The sequence below is a fragment of the Rhodococcus sp. PAMC28707 genome (assembly GCF_004795915.1).
In the GTDB taxonomy this organism is placed as follows: domain Bacteria; phylum Actinomycetota; class Actinomycetes; order Mycobacteriales; family Mycobacteriaceae; genus Rhodococcoides.
The window spans coordinates 18,395-36,441 of sequence record NZ_CP039253.1 but is presented as its reverse complement, the minus strand read 5'-3'; the positions used below and the strand labels follow the sequence as shown (position 1 = coordinate 36,441).

General features: G+C 62.8%; 16 protein-coding genes and 1 riboswitch. Of the genes, 8 read left to right on the top strand and 8 right to left on the bottom strand.

The features are described from left to right. Window positions 1-31 precede the first annotated feature (31 nt). Window positions 32-865 carry a DUF4333 domain-containing protein gene (locus tag E5720_RS00125; RefSeq protein ID WP_136168993.1) on the top strand — a complete coding sequence of 278 codons (834 nt, stop codon included), beginning with the start codon at window positions 32-34 and terminating at the stop codon, window positions 863-865. A gap of 88 nt (window positions 866-953) precedes the next feature. Here the strand turns inward: E5720_RS00125 and E5720_RS00120 are convergent, their stop codons facing one another. Beyond that, window positions 954-1,928: a 5'-3' exonuclease gene (locus E5720_RS00120; protein WP_136168992.1), complete on the bottom strand. Its 975-nt coding sequence runs from the start codon at window positions 1,926-1,928 to the stop codon at window positions 954-956. Between the two features lie 27 nt (window positions 1,929-1,955). Here E5720_RS00120 and E5720_RS00115 point away from each other — a divergent pair, with 27 nt between their 5' ends. Continuing rightward, a complete protein-coding gene (locus E5720_RS00115; RefSeq protein ID WP_136168991.1) occupies window positions 1,956-3,101 on the top strand; it encodes a Xaa-Pro peptidase family protein in 1,146 nt (381 codons plus the stop codon). A gap of 1 nt (window position 3,102) precedes the next feature. Here the strand turns inward: E5720_RS00115 and E5720_RS00110 are convergent, their stop codons facing one another. Continuing rightward, window positions 3,103-3,516, bottom strand: a complete 414-nt coding sequence (locus tag E5720_RS00110; RefSeq protein ID WP_136168990.1) for a TIGR03618 family F420-dependent PPOX class oxidoreductase — start codon at window positions 3,514-3,516, stop codon at window positions 3,103-3,105. Between the two features lie 112 nt (window positions 3,517-3,628). Here E5720_RS00110 and E5720_RS00105 point away from each other — a divergent pair, with 112 nt between their 5' ends. Genes E5720_RS00105 through E5720_RS00095 form a run of 3 tightly spaced genes read left to right on the top strand, consistent with a single transcriptional unit; the run spans window position 3,629 to window position 6,269 of the window. Then, window positions 3,629-4,321: an SDR family NAD(P)-dependent oxidoreductase gene (locus E5720_RS00105; RefSeq protein WP_136172309.1), complete on the top strand. Its 693-nt coding sequence runs from the start codon at window positions 3,629-3,631 to the stop codon at window positions 4,319-4,321. Continuing rightward, window positions 4,300-5,532, top strand: a complete 1,233-nt coding sequence (gene cbiE, locus E5720_RS00100; RefSeq protein WP_136172311.1) for a precorrin-6y C5,15-methyltransferase (decarboxylating) subunit CbiE — start codon at window positions 4,300-4,302, stop codon at window positions 5,530-5,532. The genes E5720_RS00105 and cbiE overlap by 22 nt, the downstream gene beginning before the upstream one ends. Then, window positions 5,511-6,269: a cobalt-precorrin-6A reductase gene (locus tag E5720_RS00095; protein ID WP_247596101.1), complete on the top strand. Its 759-nt coding sequence runs from the start codon at window positions 5,511-5,513 to the stop codon at window positions 6,267-6,269. The genes cbiE and E5720_RS00095 overlap by 22 nt, the downstream gene beginning before the upstream one ends. Here the strand turns inward: E5720_RS00095 and cobJ are convergent. From cobJ to cobG, 3 genes are read right to left on the bottom strand one after another with little or no spacing between them, the layout of a single operon-like run. Beyond that, window positions 6,266-7,771, bottom strand: a complete 1,506-nt coding sequence (gene cobJ, locus E5720_RS00090) for a precorrin-3B C(17)-methyltransferase (RefSeq protein WP_136168989.1) — start codon at window positions 7,769-7,771, stop codon at window positions 6,266-6,268. The genes E5720_RS00095 and cobJ overlap by 4 nt on opposite strands. Further along, window positions 7,768-8,394, bottom strand: a complete 627-nt coding sequence (locus E5720_RS00085) for a precorrin-8X methylmutase (protein ID WP_136168988.1) — start codon at window positions 8,392-8,394, stop codon at window positions 7,768-7,770. The genes cobJ and E5720_RS00085 overlap by 4 nt, the downstream gene beginning before the upstream one ends. A gap of 31 nt (window positions 8,395-8,425) precedes the next feature. Next, complete coding sequence (gene cobG, locus E5720_RS00080; RefSeq protein WP_136172308.1) at window positions 8,426-9,574, bottom strand: precorrin-3B synthase; 1,149 nt, start codon at window positions 9,572-9,574, stop codon at window positions 8,426-8,428. A 39-nt stretch (window positions 9,575-9,613) separates the two neighbouring features. Beyond that, window positions 9,614-9,740, top strand: a riboswitch (cobalamin riboswitch). Window positions 9,741-9,786: 46 nt separating this feature from the next. Between cobG and cobN the strand changes: the two genes are divergently transcribed. From cobN to E5720_RS00065, 3 genes are all read left to right on the top strand, one after another. Next, window positions 9,787-13,395: a cobaltochelatase subunit CobN gene (gene cobN / locus E5720_RS00075; RefSeq protein ID WP_136168987.1), complete on the top strand. Its 3,609-nt coding sequence runs from the start codon at window positions 9,787-9,789 to the stop codon at window positions 13,393-13,395. 17 nt (window positions 13,396-13,412) lie between these two features. Continuing rightward, a complete protein-coding gene (locus E5720_RS00070; RefSeq protein WP_136168986.1) occupies window positions 13,413-13,790 on the top strand; it encodes a PPOX class F420-dependent oxidoreductase in 378 nt (125 codons plus the stop codon). Between the two features lie 158 nt (window positions 13,791-13,948). Beyond that, complete coding sequence (locus E5720_RS00065) at window positions 13,949-14,374, top strand: VOC family protein (RefSeq protein WP_136172307.1); 426 nt, start codon at window positions 13,949-13,951, stop codon at window positions 14,372-14,374. Here the strand turns inward: E5720_RS00065 and E5720_RS00060 are convergent, their stop codons facing one another. Genes E5720_RS00060 through E5720_RS00050 form a run of 3 tightly spaced genes read right to left on the bottom strand, consistent with a single transcriptional unit; the run spans window position 14,375 to window position 18,038 of the window. Continuing rightward, complete coding sequence (locus tag E5720_RS00060; RefSeq protein WP_136168985.1) at window positions 14,375-15,736, bottom strand: metallopeptidase TldD-related protein; 1,362 nt, start codon at window positions 15,734-15,736, stop codon at window positions 14,375-14,377. It lies immediately after the preceding gene. Beyond that, window positions 15,733-17,289: a TldD/PmbA family protein gene (locus E5720_RS00055; RefSeq protein ID WP_136168984.1), complete on the bottom strand. Its 1,557-nt coding sequence runs from the start codon at window positions 17,287-17,289 to the stop codon at window positions 15,733-15,735. The genes E5720_RS00060 and E5720_RS00055 overlap by 4 nt, the downstream gene beginning before the upstream one ends. After that, complete coding sequence (locus tag E5720_RS00050; protein ID WP_136168983.1) at window positions 17,271-18,038, bottom strand: TSUP family transporter; 768 nt, start codon at window positions 18,036-18,038, stop codon at window positions 17,271-17,273. The genes E5720_RS00055 and E5720_RS00050 overlap by 19 nt, the downstream gene beginning before the upstream one ends. Window positions 18,039-18,047 lie beyond the last annotated feature (9 nt).

Below are 18,047 nucleotides of genomic sequence, written 5' to 3'. Positions count from 1 at the left end.
GTGTGACGACATCGAATCAAGTGGAGGCGAGATGACCGGCCCTTACGGTCCGAACAACCCTGATGAGCAGTGGTCGCGCAATCAGGGACAACGGGAAGAACCAGCGTCGGAGACCCATTCTGGTGGTGAACTCCCAACGACCGGTCAGCCATGGGAGCAACAGGTACCCGGTCAGCAAGAACCTGGTCAGCAAGCATGGGGCCAAGCCGGACCCACATCGGGCCAACCGACTCAGGGCTACCCGCAGCAGCAGCCCTATCCACAGGGGCAATATGCGGCGCAGCCCCGGGGGCAGGGCAACTATCCAACTCAGTCGTATGAGCAGGGTCAGTTCCCGCAGGGGCAGTACCCGCAGGGCCAGTTCCCCCAAGGTCAGTTCCCGCAGGGCCAGTTCCCGCAGGGCCAGTTCCCCCAGGGGCAGTATCCGCAGGGCCAGTTCCCCCAGGGCCAGTATCCACAGGGACAAAACCCGCAGGGCCAGTACGGGGGAATGTATCCAGGTCAACAGCCCGGTCAGCAGCAGTGGAATCCAGGTCGACAATCACCGCAGGGCACCAAGTCGAAGACACCCCTGTTCCTGATCGGCGGGTTGGTCGTCGCAATTCTTCTCATCGGTGCAGTGCTTTTTGCGACCTTGGGTGGAACGAAGACCCTCGATACTGACGCTGCCGAGTCCGGAATCGAAGAGATCGTCTCCGGAACCTACGGCGCCACAAGCGTTTCGAACATAGATTGCCCTAGCGGCCAGGCCGTCGAAAAAGGTGCATCCTTCGATTGCTCGGTGCGAGTCGATGGCATCGACAAGAAGGTGACGTTGACGTTCACCGATGACACCGGAACCTACGAGGTATCACGTCCCCGCTGAAGTACTGGGACCAACTGAAGTGCTGAAGTACTGGGACCAACTGCCGTACGAAACCCAGCTGAGCTACGGAGAGCAGCTGGGTTTCGGGTCAGGGACGGCCGTAGGTGCCAAGTGCCGATGTCAATCGGTCCACAGCACTGCCGATTCCGAGCTCGGAAGCCAGCTGCGACAGCCGATCCGGGTCGGCGGGTACAGCTGGGATGATGTCCGAGCGTGAGAACTCGACCTCGGCATCGGTGACGACGCGAACTACGGGCAGTGCTGCATCCAGGTAGTCGCTCGCCGCGGTCAGTTTTGCTCGGATGCCCTTCGCTAGATCGGATGCTGGATCGTTCACCGCTGCGCGCAGATCGGCCACCGAGCCGTAGCGCAGCATGAGCGTCGACGCAGTCTTCTCGCCGACGCCTTTCACGCCCGGGAGTCCGTCCGAGGCATCACCGCGCAGAAGGGCGAGTTCGGCATATGCTTCGCCCGCCCGGTGCAGTGGAACCCCGTACTTGTCTGCTACCTCCGTTGGACCGAACAACTCGGCCTTCGCCAACCCCCGCCCGACATAAAGGACCCTGACCTGGTTGGGCTCATCGGATGCAACCTGCAGCAGATCTCGGTCTCCGCTGACGACGACAACCGGGTCTTCTCGCTCGCGCGCAGCCAAAGTTCCGAGTACGTCGTCGGCTTCGAGTCCGACCGATCCGGCAGTTGCGATCCCCGCGGCAGCGAGAACATCCATGATCATCTCGACCTGAGGTGTCAGTGTTTCGGGTACTTCCTCGCTCGATCCGGTGCTGGGCAGTACTTCTGCGACGCGATGCGCCTTGTACGACGGCACTGCATCCACTCGAAACTTCGGGCGCCAATCGAGATCGAGGCAGACGGCGAGACGGCTCGGCTCGGTTCGAGCCATCAGAGCAGCGATCATGTCGATGAATCCCCGCACGGCATTGACCGGTCGCCCATCCGGGGCCGTGATCGATTCGGGTAGCGCGTAGTAGGCCCGAAACCACAGGCTGGCTCCGTCGAGAAGGAGAAGAGGTGATGTTCCCGGGGCTGTCATGGACATCATCTTGCCAAACGCCGTTAGCCTGAAGTCATGAGTTCCGATTCCACGTCGTCACCCACCCGATTCGCGACAGAAATCTATGCCTCGCGGCTGGCTCGCGCGGCCGAGTACGCCGGGCAGGCGGGCCTGGATGCCTTGCTGGTCACCCCCGGTCCAGATCTGCAATACCTAGTCGGATCGCGGGCAAGTTCGTTCGAGCGCCTGATCTGCCTGGTGATCCCTGCGGATGGCTCGAGCCCCACCGTGATCGTCCCGCGGATCGAGTTGGCAGCCTTGCAGGATTCCGCGGTCGGTGATCTCGGTCTCGTCATTACCGATTGGGTGGATGGAGTCAGTCCCTACGCACTTGTCGCTGCCATATTGCCGTCCGGCGCGAAGACCGCGGTCGACGACGCCATGCCGGCATTGCACTTCGTGCCGTTGGCCGAGAAGTTTGGGCGGACACCGATTTTGGCGACCGTGGTGTTGCGGCAACTGCGGATGTCGAAGGACAGCGCCGAAATCGAGGCGCTCCGGCGCGCCGGCCACGCCATCGACCGGGTCCATGCCCGAATGGGGGACTTCCTGAGAGTCGGGCGAACGGAGGCTGCAGTTGCACACGACATCGGCGCAGCGATCGTGGAGGAAGGGCACACCGAGGCAGCGTTCATCATCGTCGGTTCCGGTCCCCACGGCGCGGATCCGCATCACGAGGTGTCGGAGCGCATCATCGAGGCAGGCGATGTCGTCGTGATCGACATCGGCGGGCCTGTCGCGCCGGGGTACAACTCCGATTCGACGCGGACTTACGTTCTGGGCGAGCCGTCTGCCGAAGTTGCCGAGCAGTACGCCGTTCTCGAGCGAGCACAACAGGCGGCAGTCGACGCAGTCAGGCCCGGTGTCAGAGCAGAGACCATCGACGCGGCAGCGCGCGACGTACTGTCCGCCGAGGGACTCGGAGATGTATTCCTGCACCGCACCGGCCACGGAATCGGTCTGTCGGTTCACGAAGAGCCTTACATCGTGGCAGGTAACGACATTGAATTGGTCGAGGGGATGGCCTTCAGTATCGAACCCGGGATCTACTTCCGAGGTCAGTGGGGTGCGCGAATCGAGGACATCGTGATCGTCACCGCGGACGGGTGTGAGTCGGTCAATCTCCGGCCGCATGGGCTGGCAGTGTTGCCGACCACGTAGATCAACGCGCGAGCAACGACGCGGAGCCGAGTACACGCTGGACGGCGATACGGATGACGACTCGTTCGGGATTCTCACTGGGAACTCGGTAACGCACGGCATATCTCTGTTCGGCATCGCGGACGTCGTCGGGGTTCGTCAGAACTTCGCTCGGACCTTCCAAAGTCAGCCACAGAGGTCCTTCGATCTGGCTGACCGCCGCGTATCCACCTCGCGCAGCATTGATTGCCTTCTGTGACGTGCGGCGTGTGATCACGCGAGCAAAACGGGCATCGGGATCCCAGGTGAATCCGACGGCCACGACGTGGGGAGTGCCATCGGTGCGGAGCGTGGTCAGTGTTGCGAGATGACGCTGGGTGAGAAATTCGGTCGCAGCGGCGGTGAGGGCTGAGGAGTCTGCGGGGGTGGTGGCCATCCTATGACCGTAATCGGCGACACTGTAAGCCGTGACGTCCACTCCACCCAGTGATACTTTTCCGCGCCGTTCCGGCACAGTCCTGCTTCTAGGGGGCCGCAGCGAGATCGGTATGGAGGTGGCGACGCGGCTTGCGGCCGGTCGGACCGTCGTACTTGCTGCGAGGCGGAGCGATCAGCTTTCCTCGCAGGTCGGTCGATTGCAGGCCGCAGGCGCACGCAGCGTCGCAACGGTGGAGTTCGATGCCGACGACGTGAGCCGGCACGGCGAGTTACTCGAATCCGTCGCGCAGGAGCACGGCCCGTTGGCGACCGTGGTTCTGGCATTCGGAATCCTCGGCGATCAGTCACGGGCAGTATCGGAGGCCGAGCACGCGATGGCGATCGTGCATACCGACTTCGTCGCCCAGGTTTCCGTTCTCACTCATGCGGCTCGGATGATGCGACTACAGGGAAGCGGCGAACTCGTAGTCTTCTCCTCCGTGGCCGGCATCCGCGTGCGCAAGGCCAACTATGTGTACGGCTCGGCCAAGGCTGGCCTCGACGGCTTCGCGAGCGGTCTAGCGGATGCCTTGCATGGGTCGGGAGTATCGCTGCTACTGGTTCGCCCAGGCTTCGTCATCGGATCGATGACCGAGGGGATGTCCCCCGCACCGTTTTCCAGTACACCAGGCCAAGTCGCTGATGCCGTCGTGCATGCGCTGGCACGAAGAAAGTCTCGGGTGTGGGTGCCCGGCATTCTCGGACCCTTGTACGCCGGATTGAATCTGCTGCCGTCGTGGCTCTGGCGAAAGATGCCTCGCTGATGCTCCCAGTCGGTCGGATCGCGGTTGTCGGTATCGGAGCGGACGGTTGGGAAGGTGTAGCCGAATCCGCCAGGGCTGTGATCTTGTCCTCGGATGTGGTCTTCGGCTCGACTCGGCAGTTGGCGACGCTTCCCATACCGGACGATCGCGTACGTCGGTGGCCGTCCCCGTTGCTGCCTGGCCTGCGCGCCTCGATCGACGAGTTCGACGGTAAGCGGGTATGCGTACTCGCGAGCGGGGATCCCATGTTCCATGGCATCGGAGTCACGTTGGCGAGGGAATTCGGCGCCCAGCGGTTGCATGTGATGCCAGCCCCGTCATCTATGTCGTTGGCATGCGCGCGTCTGGGCTGGGCGGTGCACACCACCACAGCAGTCAGTCTCGTCAACTCCGAAGTCGCGACCCTGTTACCCGCATTGGCTCATGGCGGCCGGGTGATCGTTCTTTCCCGAGACCGGCACACCCCCGCTCAGGTGGTGTCGTTGCTACGTGAATCGGGGTTCGCGGACTCGGTTGTCACAGTCTTCGAACAACTCGGTGGACACGCCGAACGGTCGGTGACCGGTACTGCGCGCACGTGGGGCGAGGCGCCCGGAGATTCGCTCAACATCGTCGCTGTCGAGTGTGTGTTCTCGCCTACTTCATCCCGGATCAGTCGGATCCCAGGGCTGCCCGACGCTGTCTACGAAGGTGACGGTCAGCTGACCAAATCCGAGGTTCGCGCCTTGACGGTCAGTGCGCTTGCCCCGACGCCGGGAGAAGTGTTGTTCGATGTCGGTGGCGGGTCCGGATCGATCGGTATCGAATGGATGCGAACGGATCCACGTTGCACTGCTATCGCATTCGAGATTCTCGAAGCACGGCGATCACAGATCGAAACCAACGCACGTGCGCTCGGTGTTCCGGCGCTTCAGGTTCGCGGCGCTGCACCCGACTGCTTCGGCGACGGTGAGTATCCCGATGCGGTGTTCATCGGTGGCGGATTGACACAGAGCGAGATGATCGAGGCCTGTTGGTCGCAACTACGACCAGGGGGGAGACTCGTCGCGAATGCGGTGACGGCCGAATCCGAGGCGCTTCTTTTGCACTGTGTGGATCGGTACGGTGGTTCGCTACGAAAGTTTCAGATCTACCGGGGGGAGCCTTTGGGCTCGTTCACGAGTTGGCGACCGCAACTTCCCGTTGCGCAGTGGATATCGATCAAGCAGTGAGGGTGCTGGTACTCGGAGGCACCTCCGAGTCGCGCGAGCTGGCCGCACGGTTGTCCGGCGACGATCGGTTCGACTTCGTCACTTCTCTGGCCGGCCGCGTCCGGGACCCGAAACTCCCGCTGGGCACTTCGCGCGTCGGCGGGTTCGGCGGGGCCGACGGGCTGACCCGCTGGCTGCACGATCACGAGATCGACGCGATGGTGGACGCGACGCATCCCTTCGCCTCCACGATCTCGAACAACGCCGCCATCGCCGCTGCACACCATCGCATCCCGCTTCTCGGACTGCATCGCAAGCCATGGTCCCGCAGGCCCGGTGACCAGTGGATAGAGGTATTCACCCCAGGCGAAGCAGCGGCGGCCATTCCAGCCGACGCCGGTCGCGTCCTGCTGACGATCGGGCGTCAGGAGGTAGCGGCCTTCGCGGCGGTCGAATCCAGCTGGTTTCTGATTCGTAGCATCGATCGACCGGACCCGGTACTTCCGATCCATCACGAATTATTGCTCGCGCGAGGGCCGTTCGACATCGACGCCGAGATCGAACTGATGCGTCGCCGTGGGATCGACGCCGTCGTCAGCAAGAACAGCGGGGGAGTGATGACGGAAGCGAAGATCACCGCGGCGAGAGAACTGGGCATTCCAGTGATCATGATCGCCCGGCCGACAGTGCCACCCGATCGACGTGTGGTTCACACCGTGGACGACGTGCTGGCCTGGCTTGGTTCGCTTCCCGGCTAGGCTCGTCCCTCTGCAGCAGGGTATCTCCGTGGCGTGAAGATCATTGGGCCACTACCCGTGTCGATGACCTCCGTGAGCGAGGATCCCACGATGAGAAGACACCTCATATCGATTTTCGCTTCGGCGAGATCGGCTAACCGGACGGTGGTCACCGACTCGTCTTCGCTTCCCACCGCGCGACCGATGACCACCGGAGTGTCGGGGCCACGATGTTCGAGGAGGATGTCACGTGTCGCAGAGATCTGCCAGGTCCTCGACTTCGAGGCGGGGTTGTAGATGGCAATCGCCATGTCCGCTTCGGCCACAGCAGACAAGCGGGCGGCCACGACGTCCCAGGGCTTGAGGCGATCCGACAGTGAAATCACGGCATAGTCGTGTCCGAGGGGTGCACCGACGCGGCTTGCAACCGCATTGGCTGCGGTCATTCCGGGGACGACCCGCACCGGCACGGTAGACCATTGATCTTCGGCGGCGATCTCGATGACTGCCGAGGCCATTGCAAACACTCCAGGATCGCCGGACGACACCACTACAACCCGTCGACCCCGCTTCGCGAGATCCAATGCGAAGGCAGCGCGTTCGGACTCGACCTTGTTGTCGCTTGCATGCCGAATCTGTCCGGCCTGCAACGGCACTCGGTCGAGATACGTCACATAACCGACGAGGTCCGTGGCAGCGCGAAGCTCATGACGAACCTCGTCTGTCGTCCACCTGTCTGCACCCGGACCGAGGCCGACTACGACGACTTCACCCAGCGTGCGCGATTCGACGGGATTGTTCGCCGGGCTCGGCACGATTGCGATGGAGAAGTACGGCACCTCGTCGGCGACGACGTCGGCAGCGGCAAGAACCCGTTCGCTACCGGTACTGGCGCGTTCGACGTAGAAAGCTTCGTCGAGTCGTCCTGAATCTTTCAGTGCAGCTGCAACATTGGGGTAGGTGCGCCCGAGCTTCATGATTGCCGCCGCATCGGTGTTTCGAAGCCGTCTCGTCAGCTCGGCGACAGGCAGAGTTCCGGGTAGCACCGTGAAGACTTCGTCGCGCTCGACCAATGGTGTCTTCAGTGCGGCCGAGGCCGCACTCACCGAAGTCACACCCGGTACGATCTCGACGTCGAATCGGTTGCAGAGCCGCTTGTGCATGTGCATGTAGGAGCTGTAGAAAAGCGGGTCGCCCTCGGCGAGGAGGACAACCGAGAGTCCGGACTCGAGATGTGCGGCAAGGCGTTCGGCTGTCTGGGTATAGAACTCGTCGATAGCTCCCTGATAGCCACCTGGGTGATCGGTGCTCTCCGTGGTGACCGGGTAGACCAGGTGCTCTTCGATCTGACCTTCGCGCATATAGCCGGCGGCGACTCCGCGTGAGATGGATTTGCCATGCTTGGCGCTGTGGAATGCCACGACATCGGCTTCACCGATGACCCGCGCAGCTTTGACCGTCACCAGTTCGGGATCCCCGGGCCCGATGCCGACGCCCCACAACTTGCCTGGAATTATGCTCATTCTTCCTCGCTTGCAATGGCATTCACTGCGGCGGCTGTGATGGCGCTACCGCCACGCCGTCCTCGAACCACCAGATACTCGAGACCGAAGTTCGATGCGATGAGGTCCTCCTTGGATTCGGCAGCACCGATGAAACCGACCGGACCTCCGACGATCGCGGCGGGTTTGGGTGCGCCTGCAGCCAGCATCTCGAGTAAATGGAACAGCGCTGTCGGTGCGTTACCGATCGCGACTACCGCGCCATCGAGCCGATCTCCCCACAATTCGAGCGCGGCTGCAGTTCGAGTCGTGCCCATCTTGGCCGCGAGATCACGCACTCTCGGATCCGACAGCGTGCAGATCACTTCGTTGTCGGCGGGCAACCGTCGACGTGTGACGCCTGCCGCGACCATTTTGACATCGCACAGAACCGGTGCACCTGCAGCAAGGGCAGAGCGGGCGGCGGAAACAACCGACGGTGTGGCACCGACAACTTCGGTGAGGTCGACTTCACCGCTGGCATGGATCATCCGCACGACGACCTGCGCGACGTCAGGGGCGAACGCCGAAAGATCCGCCTCGGCTCGAATGGTCGCGAAGGACTGTCGATAGATCTCCGCACCGTCGCGGATGTAGTCGTACATGGAGTTCACGATAGGTCAGAACGGAGACCCCTCATGACACCCGGTATCCGGCGCCGGTGGCGACGACGTCCACGATCTCGCCTTTCGGCCTGCCGCATCGACGCTCGCATCCTGACCAATGTTCGCGTTGGTCAGCAAGATTCCGGCCGGCAGCCACGGCGTCACGTAGATCCCCCCGCACGTCTGCATTCGACTTCTCGCACCCAGGTGAGCCGGTACAGGCGCTGAGGTTCACCCAAGGTGAGTCGGCATCGAAGATCAGGCCCATCGGGGCCAGTACTCGAACCACCTGTTCGGCAGCGCCCTCGTCGAGATCGCACACGACGATCCCGCGCCACGGCGTGACGACGAGCGGCTTGTCGATTGCAGCGAGAAACTCGGCGAGACGTGCGTCGAGGACGCCGAGCGCAAGGACTCCGCCCAGCGCGACGAGTCCGTCGGCCTGCGACAGCCACCCGATCGGGGGTGTATCGGACGGTCGAGTGGCCAGTGGGCCCGTGATTGTCGGGTCGTATCCGGATGAATCGAGGCCCAGCGTTGCGAGAACTCTTGCGGGTCCGTCGGCGAGCTCGGCCAGTCGCCACTCCGTTCCCCGCAACGAGACGAATATTCGGGCGGTGTCCACCAGCACATCGACGACGCTGTCGCGTTCGACCCGGACACCCGTATCAGCGCCACCGAGGATCAAGGCGAACAACTCGGGCGAGAGCGCTTGGACACCGAAGTCCGGGTCCAGAGCGGTGACATCGCCTCGGCCGTCGTCGAGGGCGAACAGTGTCCGGCCGGGAAGATCCACCAGCTCGGCACGGGCGCACAGGCCTCGGTCGAGTGCGGTGATCAAGGTTCGGACATCGGTGACACCATTCACCCGACCAGTCAAGGGCGAGGCAAGTATGTTGCGCACACGCTCGTGTGACGGGGAGGGCAACATACCGGCATTCGCAAGCCGTCGAGCCAGCTCGGTGCTGTCCCGAACCCCGCGGAATTGAATGTTGCCGCGGGATGTCAGCTGCATAGACCCGTTGCCGAGATCGCCAGCAGCCTCTGCGAGAACCTGCATGTGGGAAGGGTCGACCATTCCGCCGGGCAGCCGCACCCTGGCCAGCGCGCCATCGGCTGCTTGGTGCAAGGTCAGTGCACCTGGGCAGCGGTCGGGGGTTGTTCTCGGGTCGCTCGACATCACCTGTCCAGGCTACAAGTGCATCCTGTCGGGGTTTCCCGATGTAACGAGCCGGAGGGTTTCTTCGGTAGCATCCCCTTCGAACGGCTTCGGCCGAGAGGAAGCCGGTGTAACTCCGGCGCGGTCGCGCCACTGTGAAAGCCAGACCCTCTCCCGTGAGCCCACACGCAAGACGAATGCGGGGCGCGAAAACCCCGAGGAGGGCAGTAACCGTGATCCTGCTTCTGTCCACATCGGACACCGACCTGCTCAGCGCGCGTGCCAGCGGCGCCGACTATCGGTGGGGAAATCCTTCGCGCCTGCTCGCCGACGATGTTGCCGGGCTGGCTGAGGGCATTGATTTGATCGTGCTCCGGATCTTGGGGTCGAAGCGGTCCTGGGAGGAGGGCGTCGATGCGGTACTCGCCTCCGGCGTGCCGGTGGTCGTTCTCGGTGGGGAGCAGGCGCCGGACGCCGAGTTGATGGAGTTGTCGACCGTCCCCGGCAACGTCGCAGCTCAAGCCCACAATTACCTGGCAGAAGGTGGCCCGGAGAATCTTGCCGAACTCTTCGGCTTCCTGTCCGACACCGTTCTGCTCACCGGTCACGGGTTTTCTGCGCCCGTCCACACACCTACGTGGGGAGTGTTGGAGTCTTCGGTGACACCCGCCGATGCCGGCGGACCGACCATCGCGATCCTCTACTACCGAGCGCAGCATTTGGCCGGAAACACGGCATACATCGAAGCTCTTGCCGCGGCCGTCGAGGCGAAGGGTGGGAAGGCGCTTCCGCTCTTCTGCGCGTCGTTGCGCGCCGCAGACCCGGAACTACTGGGCGCTTTGAAGTCGGCCGACGCGATGATCGTGACTGTGTTGGCCGCGGGCGGAACCAAGCCTGCAGGCGCGTCGGCAGGCGGCGATGACGAAGCATGGGACGTGACCGAACTAGCCGCGCTGGACGTTCCCATCCTGCAGGGGCTTTGCTTGACCAGCAGTCGGGCTACCTGGGATGCGAACGACGACGGCATGTCGCCGCTCGACGTTGCGACTCAAGTTGCAGTTCCCGAATTCGACGGCCGACTCATCACGGTTCCGTTTTCGTTCAAAGAGATCGACGGCGATGGCCTGACCACCTACGTCCCCGATCACGAACGTGCTGCGCGGGTAGCTGGAATCGCGGTGCGTCATGCACGACTTCGCTACATTCCTACGTCGGAGCGCAGGATTGCCCTGATGTTCTCGGCGTACCCGACCAAACATGCTCGCATCGGAAATGCCGTCGGCCTCGATACGCCGGCAAGCGCGATTTCGCTCATGACCGAGATGCGCACCGCGGGATACGATCTCGGACCAGAGGACGGACCCGACGCCGTTCCGGGCTTGGCCGCCCGCGATGGCGACGCACTCATCCACGCACTTATCGCGCGCGGTGGACAAGACCCGGATTGGCTCACCGACGCACAGCTCGAGGGCAATCCGATCCGCATCTCGGCCGCGCGGTACCGGTCTTGGTTCGCCGAGCTCCCGGAGGACCTGACGTCCGCCGTCGAGAAGCATTGGGGACCGGCTCCCGGTGATCTGTACGTCGATCGCTCGAGCGATCCCGAAGGCGAGATCGTCATCGCGGCAATGCAGTTCGGCAACGTCGTCATCATGGTTCAACCGCCCCGCGGATTCGGCGAGCGACCCGTCGCGATCTATCACGATCCCGATCTACCTCCCAGTCATCACTATCTCGCGGCGTATCGCTGGATCCAGGCGTCGATTCAGGACGGCGGCTTCGGTGCCGATGCGATGGTCCACCTCGGAAAGCATGGCAACCTCGAGTGGCTACCAGGTAAGACGCTCGGGATGTCCGCTTCGTGCGGCACCGATGCCGCACTCGGCGACCTGCCGCTGATCTACCCATTCCTCGTCAACGATCCGGGCGAGGGGACGCAGGCCAAGCGTCGTGCCCACGCCACTCTGGTCGATCACCTCATCCCGCCGATGGCCCGCGCCGAGAGTTACGGCGACATCTCCCGGCTCGAGCAGTTGCTCGACGAGCATGCCAACATTTCGGCTTTGGACCCGGCCAAACTGCCTGCTATCAGGCAGCAGATCTGGACGCTGATGACTGCGGCCCAGATGCATCAGGACCTCGGATTGGAGGAGCGTCCCGACGAAGAAGTATTCGACGACATGCTGCTGCACGTCGACGGTTGGCTCTGCGAGATCAAGGACGTCCAGATCCGGGACGGTCTGCACATCCTCGGTCAGGAGCCGGTCGGCGACGCCGAGGTGGAATTGGTGCTGGCGATGCTGCGTGCACGTCAGATGTGGGGTGGCGAACAAACCGTGCCCGGACTTCGCGAAGCGTTGGGACTGAGCGAAGACGGAGACGAGGAGCGAACACGAGTCGACGCCATCGAGTCGATCGCACACGGTCTGGTGGCGACGATGCAGACGACTCAGTGGGATCCCGGCGCCGCCGAAGCAGTAGCGGCAGAGCACGGACCGGTCGTTGCCGAGATCCTTCGCTTCGCGGCCACCGAGGTGGTTCCCAGGCTTCGGGCAACCTCTCGCGAGATCGACCAGATCCTCCATGCGCTCGACGGTGGGTTCATTCCCGCCGGACCGAGCGGGTCCCCGCTGCGCGGACTCATCAACGTTCTACCTACCGGCAGGAACTTCTACTCTGTCGATCCCAAGGCAGTGCCCTCGCGCCTGGCGTGGGAAACCGGGCAGGCAATGGCCGAGTCGCTTCTCGCCCGCTACCGCAAGGACCACGGGGAGTGGCCCAAGTCCGTGGGTCTGTCGGTGTGGGGCACCTCCGCCATGCGGACGTCCGGCGACGATGTCGCAGAAGTCTTCGCACTCCTCGGTGTAGCACCGGTGTGGGACGAGGCTTCCAGACGCGTCACCAAGCTCGAGGTCATCGACCTGGACGAACTGGGACGTCCGCGGATCGACGTCACGGTGCGGATCAGTGGTTTCTTCCGTGACGCCTTTCCTCACGTGCTGGCGATGCTCGACGACGCAGTACGCCTCGTCGCTGCATTGGACGAACCGGCCGACCAGAACTACGTTCGCGCACACGCTCAGGCAGATCTCGCCGAGCATGGCGATGAGCGTCGCTCGACGACCCGCATCTTCGGCTCGAAGCCTGGAACCTACGGCGCTGGGCTGCTGCAACTGATCGACAGCAAGACCTGGCGCAGCGACGAGGACCTGGCGCAGGTCTACACGACGTGGGGTGGTTTCGCATACGGGCGGGGTCTCGACGGAGTGCCCGCGTCGGACGATATGCGCAGTGCGTACCGCCGCATCGCGGTTGCCGCCAAGAACACCGACACTCGGGAACACGACATCGCCGATTCGGACGACTACTTTCAGTACCACGGCGGGATGGTCGCAACTGTTCGTGCCCTGACGGGGAAGTCTCCCGAGGCGTACATCGGTGACAGCACGAGGCCGGAATCCGTGCGGACCAGAACGCTGTCCGAGGAAACCGCTCGCGTGTTCCGCGCACGCGTGATCAACCCTCGCTGGCTCGAAGCGATGCGCCGACACGGCTACAAGGGCGCGTTCGAGATGGCGGCCACGGTCGACTACTTGTTCGGGTACGACGCCACCACTGATGTCGTCGCCGATTGGATGTACGAAAAGCTGGCCGAGACTTACGTCCTGGACGAGCAGAATCAAAAGTTCATGCAGCAGTCCAATCCATGGGCTCTGCACGGGATCGCGGAGCGGTTGCTCGAAGCGGCCGAGCGAAAGATGTGGGCCGAGCCCGATGCCGCAATCCTCGACGGCCTACGCCAGGTGTATCTCGAAACCGAAGGCGACCTGGAGGGGGAGTAGCCGTACCCTTTATCGGCATGACCACCTTTACGAGCATCGCCGACGGAAAATTCGTGTCACTGACCACCTTCAAGAAGGACGGGACTCCCGTCGCGACGCCGTTGTGGGGTGCGCGCGACGGAGATCGTCTTCTCGTGTGGACGCCGACTGATTCGTGGAAGGTCAAGCGCATCAAGCGCAACTCCTCGGTAACCATCGCCTCGTGTTCGGCGCGGGGCAAGGTCGAGGGCGACGCAGCCGACGGTGTTGCCGAGGTTCTGGACGCCGTGGGTACCGAGAAGGCACGCTCGGCAATATCGTCCAAGTACGGCATTCTCGGTTGGTTGACGGTGAAAGGAAGCTCGCTTCGTCGAGGAAAGTCAGGGACGGTAGGTATCTCGATCGTGCCGGCGTAGTCGACGCTTACAGCCGCCACCGATGTTCCTGCCACCGGTCTTGCTTGATTCGACAGTCATATCGTTCGGTCGGCAATCGTTCGCGGTGACAGTTCCGAATGATTTTCGAGTGCTCGATAAACGGTGACGAGTTCCGTCGCCAGAACGGAGATTTCAACGTGCCGATCGCGGTATCCGACTACAACCATGTTCGCCTCACAGTCAGCGACATCGACGTCTCGCGCAAGTTCTACGACGAGGTGTTCGGCTTCGAGGTCGCGTTTGCCTTCGATCCGAATGCAGACGAAGAAACCAAGAAGTCTCTGTGGTTCCTCTTCGGCGGAGTGATCTACAAGTTTCCCGGCGGATTGTTCGGCTTGCGCCCGGTCGCACCCGAGGGAGATTCCTTCGACGAAAATCGAACGGGACTCGACCATCTGGCCTTCAGTGTCGAGAAGCATCAGGACTTGAAGGACGCAGTGGCGACGCTGGACAAGCTCGGTATCGCGCACGAGCCGATCAAGAGCGGTGGCCCTGGATTGTCGATCGTTGAGTTCCGTGACCCCGACAATATTGCTTTGGAAATCGCGGGCCCCAGCGAATAGCTACTGCGCTTCACTCACCGAGGACATGTGGAAGTCCGGAATACGCAACGGCGGCATAGCCGTTCGCGTGAACCAGTCTTTCCATTCCCGGGGCAGCGTCTTCTCCGTTGCCCCGGCCTCCGTGGCTCGGCTCAACAGGGCCAGTGGGCTTTCATTGAAGCGGAAGTTGTTGACCGCGCCGACTACCTTGCCGTTTTCGACCAGGTAGACGCCGTCGCGAGTCAACCCCGTCAGCAGCAGGGCCGCAGGGTCCACCTCGCGGATGTACCAGAGTGTGCTCAGTAGCAGTCCTCGTTCGGTTCGCGCGACCATCTCTTCGAGGGTGGTGTCCGACTCACCCGTAAGAACGAGGTTGTCGCCCGGAACTGTCAGCTCGGTGTCGTATTTCTCCGCGAGAAAGCGCGGGTAGGCGAGCGCATTGATCGTTCCGTTTCGGATCCACTCGACGCGAGAGGTGGACACGCCGTTGTCGAAAAGCGATACGGAGTCGTTCGAAGAACCCGTTGCGACGAATGGCGAGTACTCGAGCCCCTCGTGCCGAGGGTCCGAGAACAACGTCAGCGGCAACTGGCCGAGCTTCTCACCGATGCGAGTTCCGCCCGCCCGAGAAAGCGCCGTATGCCCTTCCTGTGCGCCACGCCCCTCCATGGTCCACATCAGATAGATCATCAAGTCGGCAACCGCGGACGGCGGCAGTAGAGTCTCGTACCGACCTGCGGGTAGATCGATTCGGTTTCTGGACCAGTCGAGCCTGGTGGACAGGTCTTCGAGCAGCTTTTCGACCGACACGTCGTCGAAGTACTTCGTGCTCGCGCCGACCCATGCGCTGGCGTCCGAACGTTTCCCATTGATCTCGATCGATCCGGTCGGCTGCGTGAATCGCCGTCTGACGCCGGTCGACGACCCGAGCCACACCGTTTCGATCTGGTGGTGTGCGAAACCGTAGAGCTGGTCCGACCCGTCGAAACCGGTCGACAGGGGACCGGTGAGGGACTCGAACACGCCTATCTCGGTCCGCGGCGGATCAGCATCCCAATCCGGCGCCACCGCGCTCCCCTCGACGAGGGGCATTGCATCCTCAGCCGATTCAGCTAGGCGAGCGGCATTTTCAGAGGAGCGGACCGTTGCTGCTATGTCTTTCGGGTCGACACTGGTGGACGAAGAAGTGGAAACCCGTGTGCCATCGTCCGCGCGAACGATGGAGACGACCGTCCATCGTCTGGACATTCCGACGCCGTTGGTGGTCATCGAATTGTTGGCCCATCGGAGCGAGGACTCACTGGAGTCGGTGACGATCACCAAAGTTTCGTCGACTGTGGCGGCATGTAGAACCTGCTCGACGACGTCCTGAGCTCGAATCACCGGACTCCCTCCGATCGAGTGTTGAGTACGTTGACGCCTCGGAAGAGAGCTGCCGGACAGCCATGGCTGACCGCAGCAACTTGACCGGGTTGCGCTTTGCCGCAATTGAATGCGCCACCGAGCCGCCTGGTCGACTCACCACCCAGCAGATCCATCGAGCCCCAGAAGTCGGTGGTGGTCGCTTGATAGGCCACATCGCGGACTTGGCCTTCGAGTCGTCCATGTCGAATACGAAAGAACCGCTGACCGGTGAACTGAAAGTTGTACCGCTGCATATCGATCGACCACGACTTATCGCCGACGACATAGATTCCGTCCTCGACTGCCGCCACCAGGTCGTCGATGCTGCGATCGGCGTTCGGGTCCGGTTGCAAGGAGACGTTGGCCATGCGCTGAATCGGAACGTGATGTGCAGAGTCGGCGTACGAGCACCCATTGGACCTCGAAAGTCCGAGTCGTGGCGCGAATACGCGATCCAATTGGTACCCCACCAGTACACCGTCGCGCACCAGGTCCCATTTCTGCGCGGCGACACCTTCGTCGTCGTGGCCCGTGCTTGCCAGCCCGTGAACTTCGGTGCGGTCGGCTGTTACATGCATGGATTCGCTGCCGTACTTCAATGTGCCGAGCTTGTCCGGTGTCGCGAAAGATGTACCGGCGTAGGCCGCCTCGTATCCGATGGCGCGGTCGTACTCCGTAGCGTGGCCGATCGATTCGTGGATCGTGAGCCACAGGTTGGTCGGGTCGATCACGAGGTCCAGCGGACCGGCTACTACCGAGGGTGACTTCACTTTCTCACCGAGCCAGTCGGGTATGCGCGCGAGTTCGTCGGCCCAGTCCCACGTGCTGTCCGCAGCCAGGTACTCCCACCCACGACTGACCGGTGGCGCAAGAGTCCGCATCGTCTCGAAGGCGCCGGCGTCGGAGTCGACCGTGGTCGCCTCGAACTGTGGATGCAGTCGAACGCGTTGCTGAGTGATCGAACTGCCCGCCGAGTCCGCATAGAACGTCTGCTCTTTGACCTGTTGGACCGAAGCCGTCACGTGGTCGACGCCGTCGGACGCTGCCAATCGCGACGAGTATTCGGCGAGAAGTTCGACTTTGTCACGGGTGGGAACGTCGAAAGGATCCACCTCGTAGTCCGAAACCCAGGTTGCGTCCGAATAGATCGCTTCGTCTGCCAACTCGACGTGCTCGCGATTGAGGGCGCGCAGAGCAGTGGCGACGTCGACGGCCGTCTTGGCCGTCCGTACCGCAGCGGCAACGGACAAGTCGCTGTCCGAGGCGAATCCCCAGGTACCGTCGATCACCACGCGAACTGCAAGCCCGATCTCGGAGCCGTCCACAGCCGATTGAACCGCACCGTCGCGAAGATTGAGAGACTGCGTGGTCAACCGGTGCACGCGAAGATCGGCGTGGGCAGCACCCGCTCGCCGCGCGGTATCGAGTACTGCCGCGGCAAGTTCGCGCAGGGGGAGGTCGAGAAAGTCCGGGTCCACATGTCTTCGCGGATGCTGGGTCACAGGAATCGAGGTTAGCCGAACTGTTGCCATCCGAGTCGGATGACCATCCCGAACACGACCACCAGCAACACCACTCGCACGAATCCGGAACCACGAGCGAGCGCTATGCGTGAGCCCGACACTGCGCCGATCACATTGCACACAGCCATGGCCGCTCCCAGCTGCCAGAGCACGTGACCGGTGACGGCGAAGAACGCCAAAGCCCCGAGGTTGGAGCCGAGATTGAGCACCTTCGCCATTGCTGCACTGCGCACGAACTCGGTTCCGAGCAACGTCGCAAAAGCGATGATGAAGAACGTTCCGGTGCCAGGCCCGAGTATGCCATCGTAGAACCCGAATCCGCCGGCCGCGAGGAAGACGACGGTCAGCGTCTTCCGCTTGCTCGGGGCGTGTGAGCCTGCAGCGGAGCCGATTGTGGGTCGAGCGGTTACCAGGGCCGCGACAGCGATCAATACGACCATGATGATCGGGATGAACAATTCGCGGTCGATCAAGGACACCGCAGCGGCACCTGCCGCCGACGCGACGGCTGCGAGGGCTCCGGCGGGAACGAGCAGTCGCCAGTCGAGTGCGATTCGGCGGGAGAAGGTGACTACGGCTGCGAAAGTGCCGAACACGGCAGTCATCTTGTTCGTGGCGAGCGCCGCCTGTGGGGCCAGTTGCGGCGCGACGAGCAAGATCGCGGGTAGGAGGATGAGCCCACCACCACCGACTACGGCGTCGACCCAACCTGCCGCTGTCGCTGCGACCATCAACAATCCCCAGTCGGCGGCAGTCATGCGGCAAAC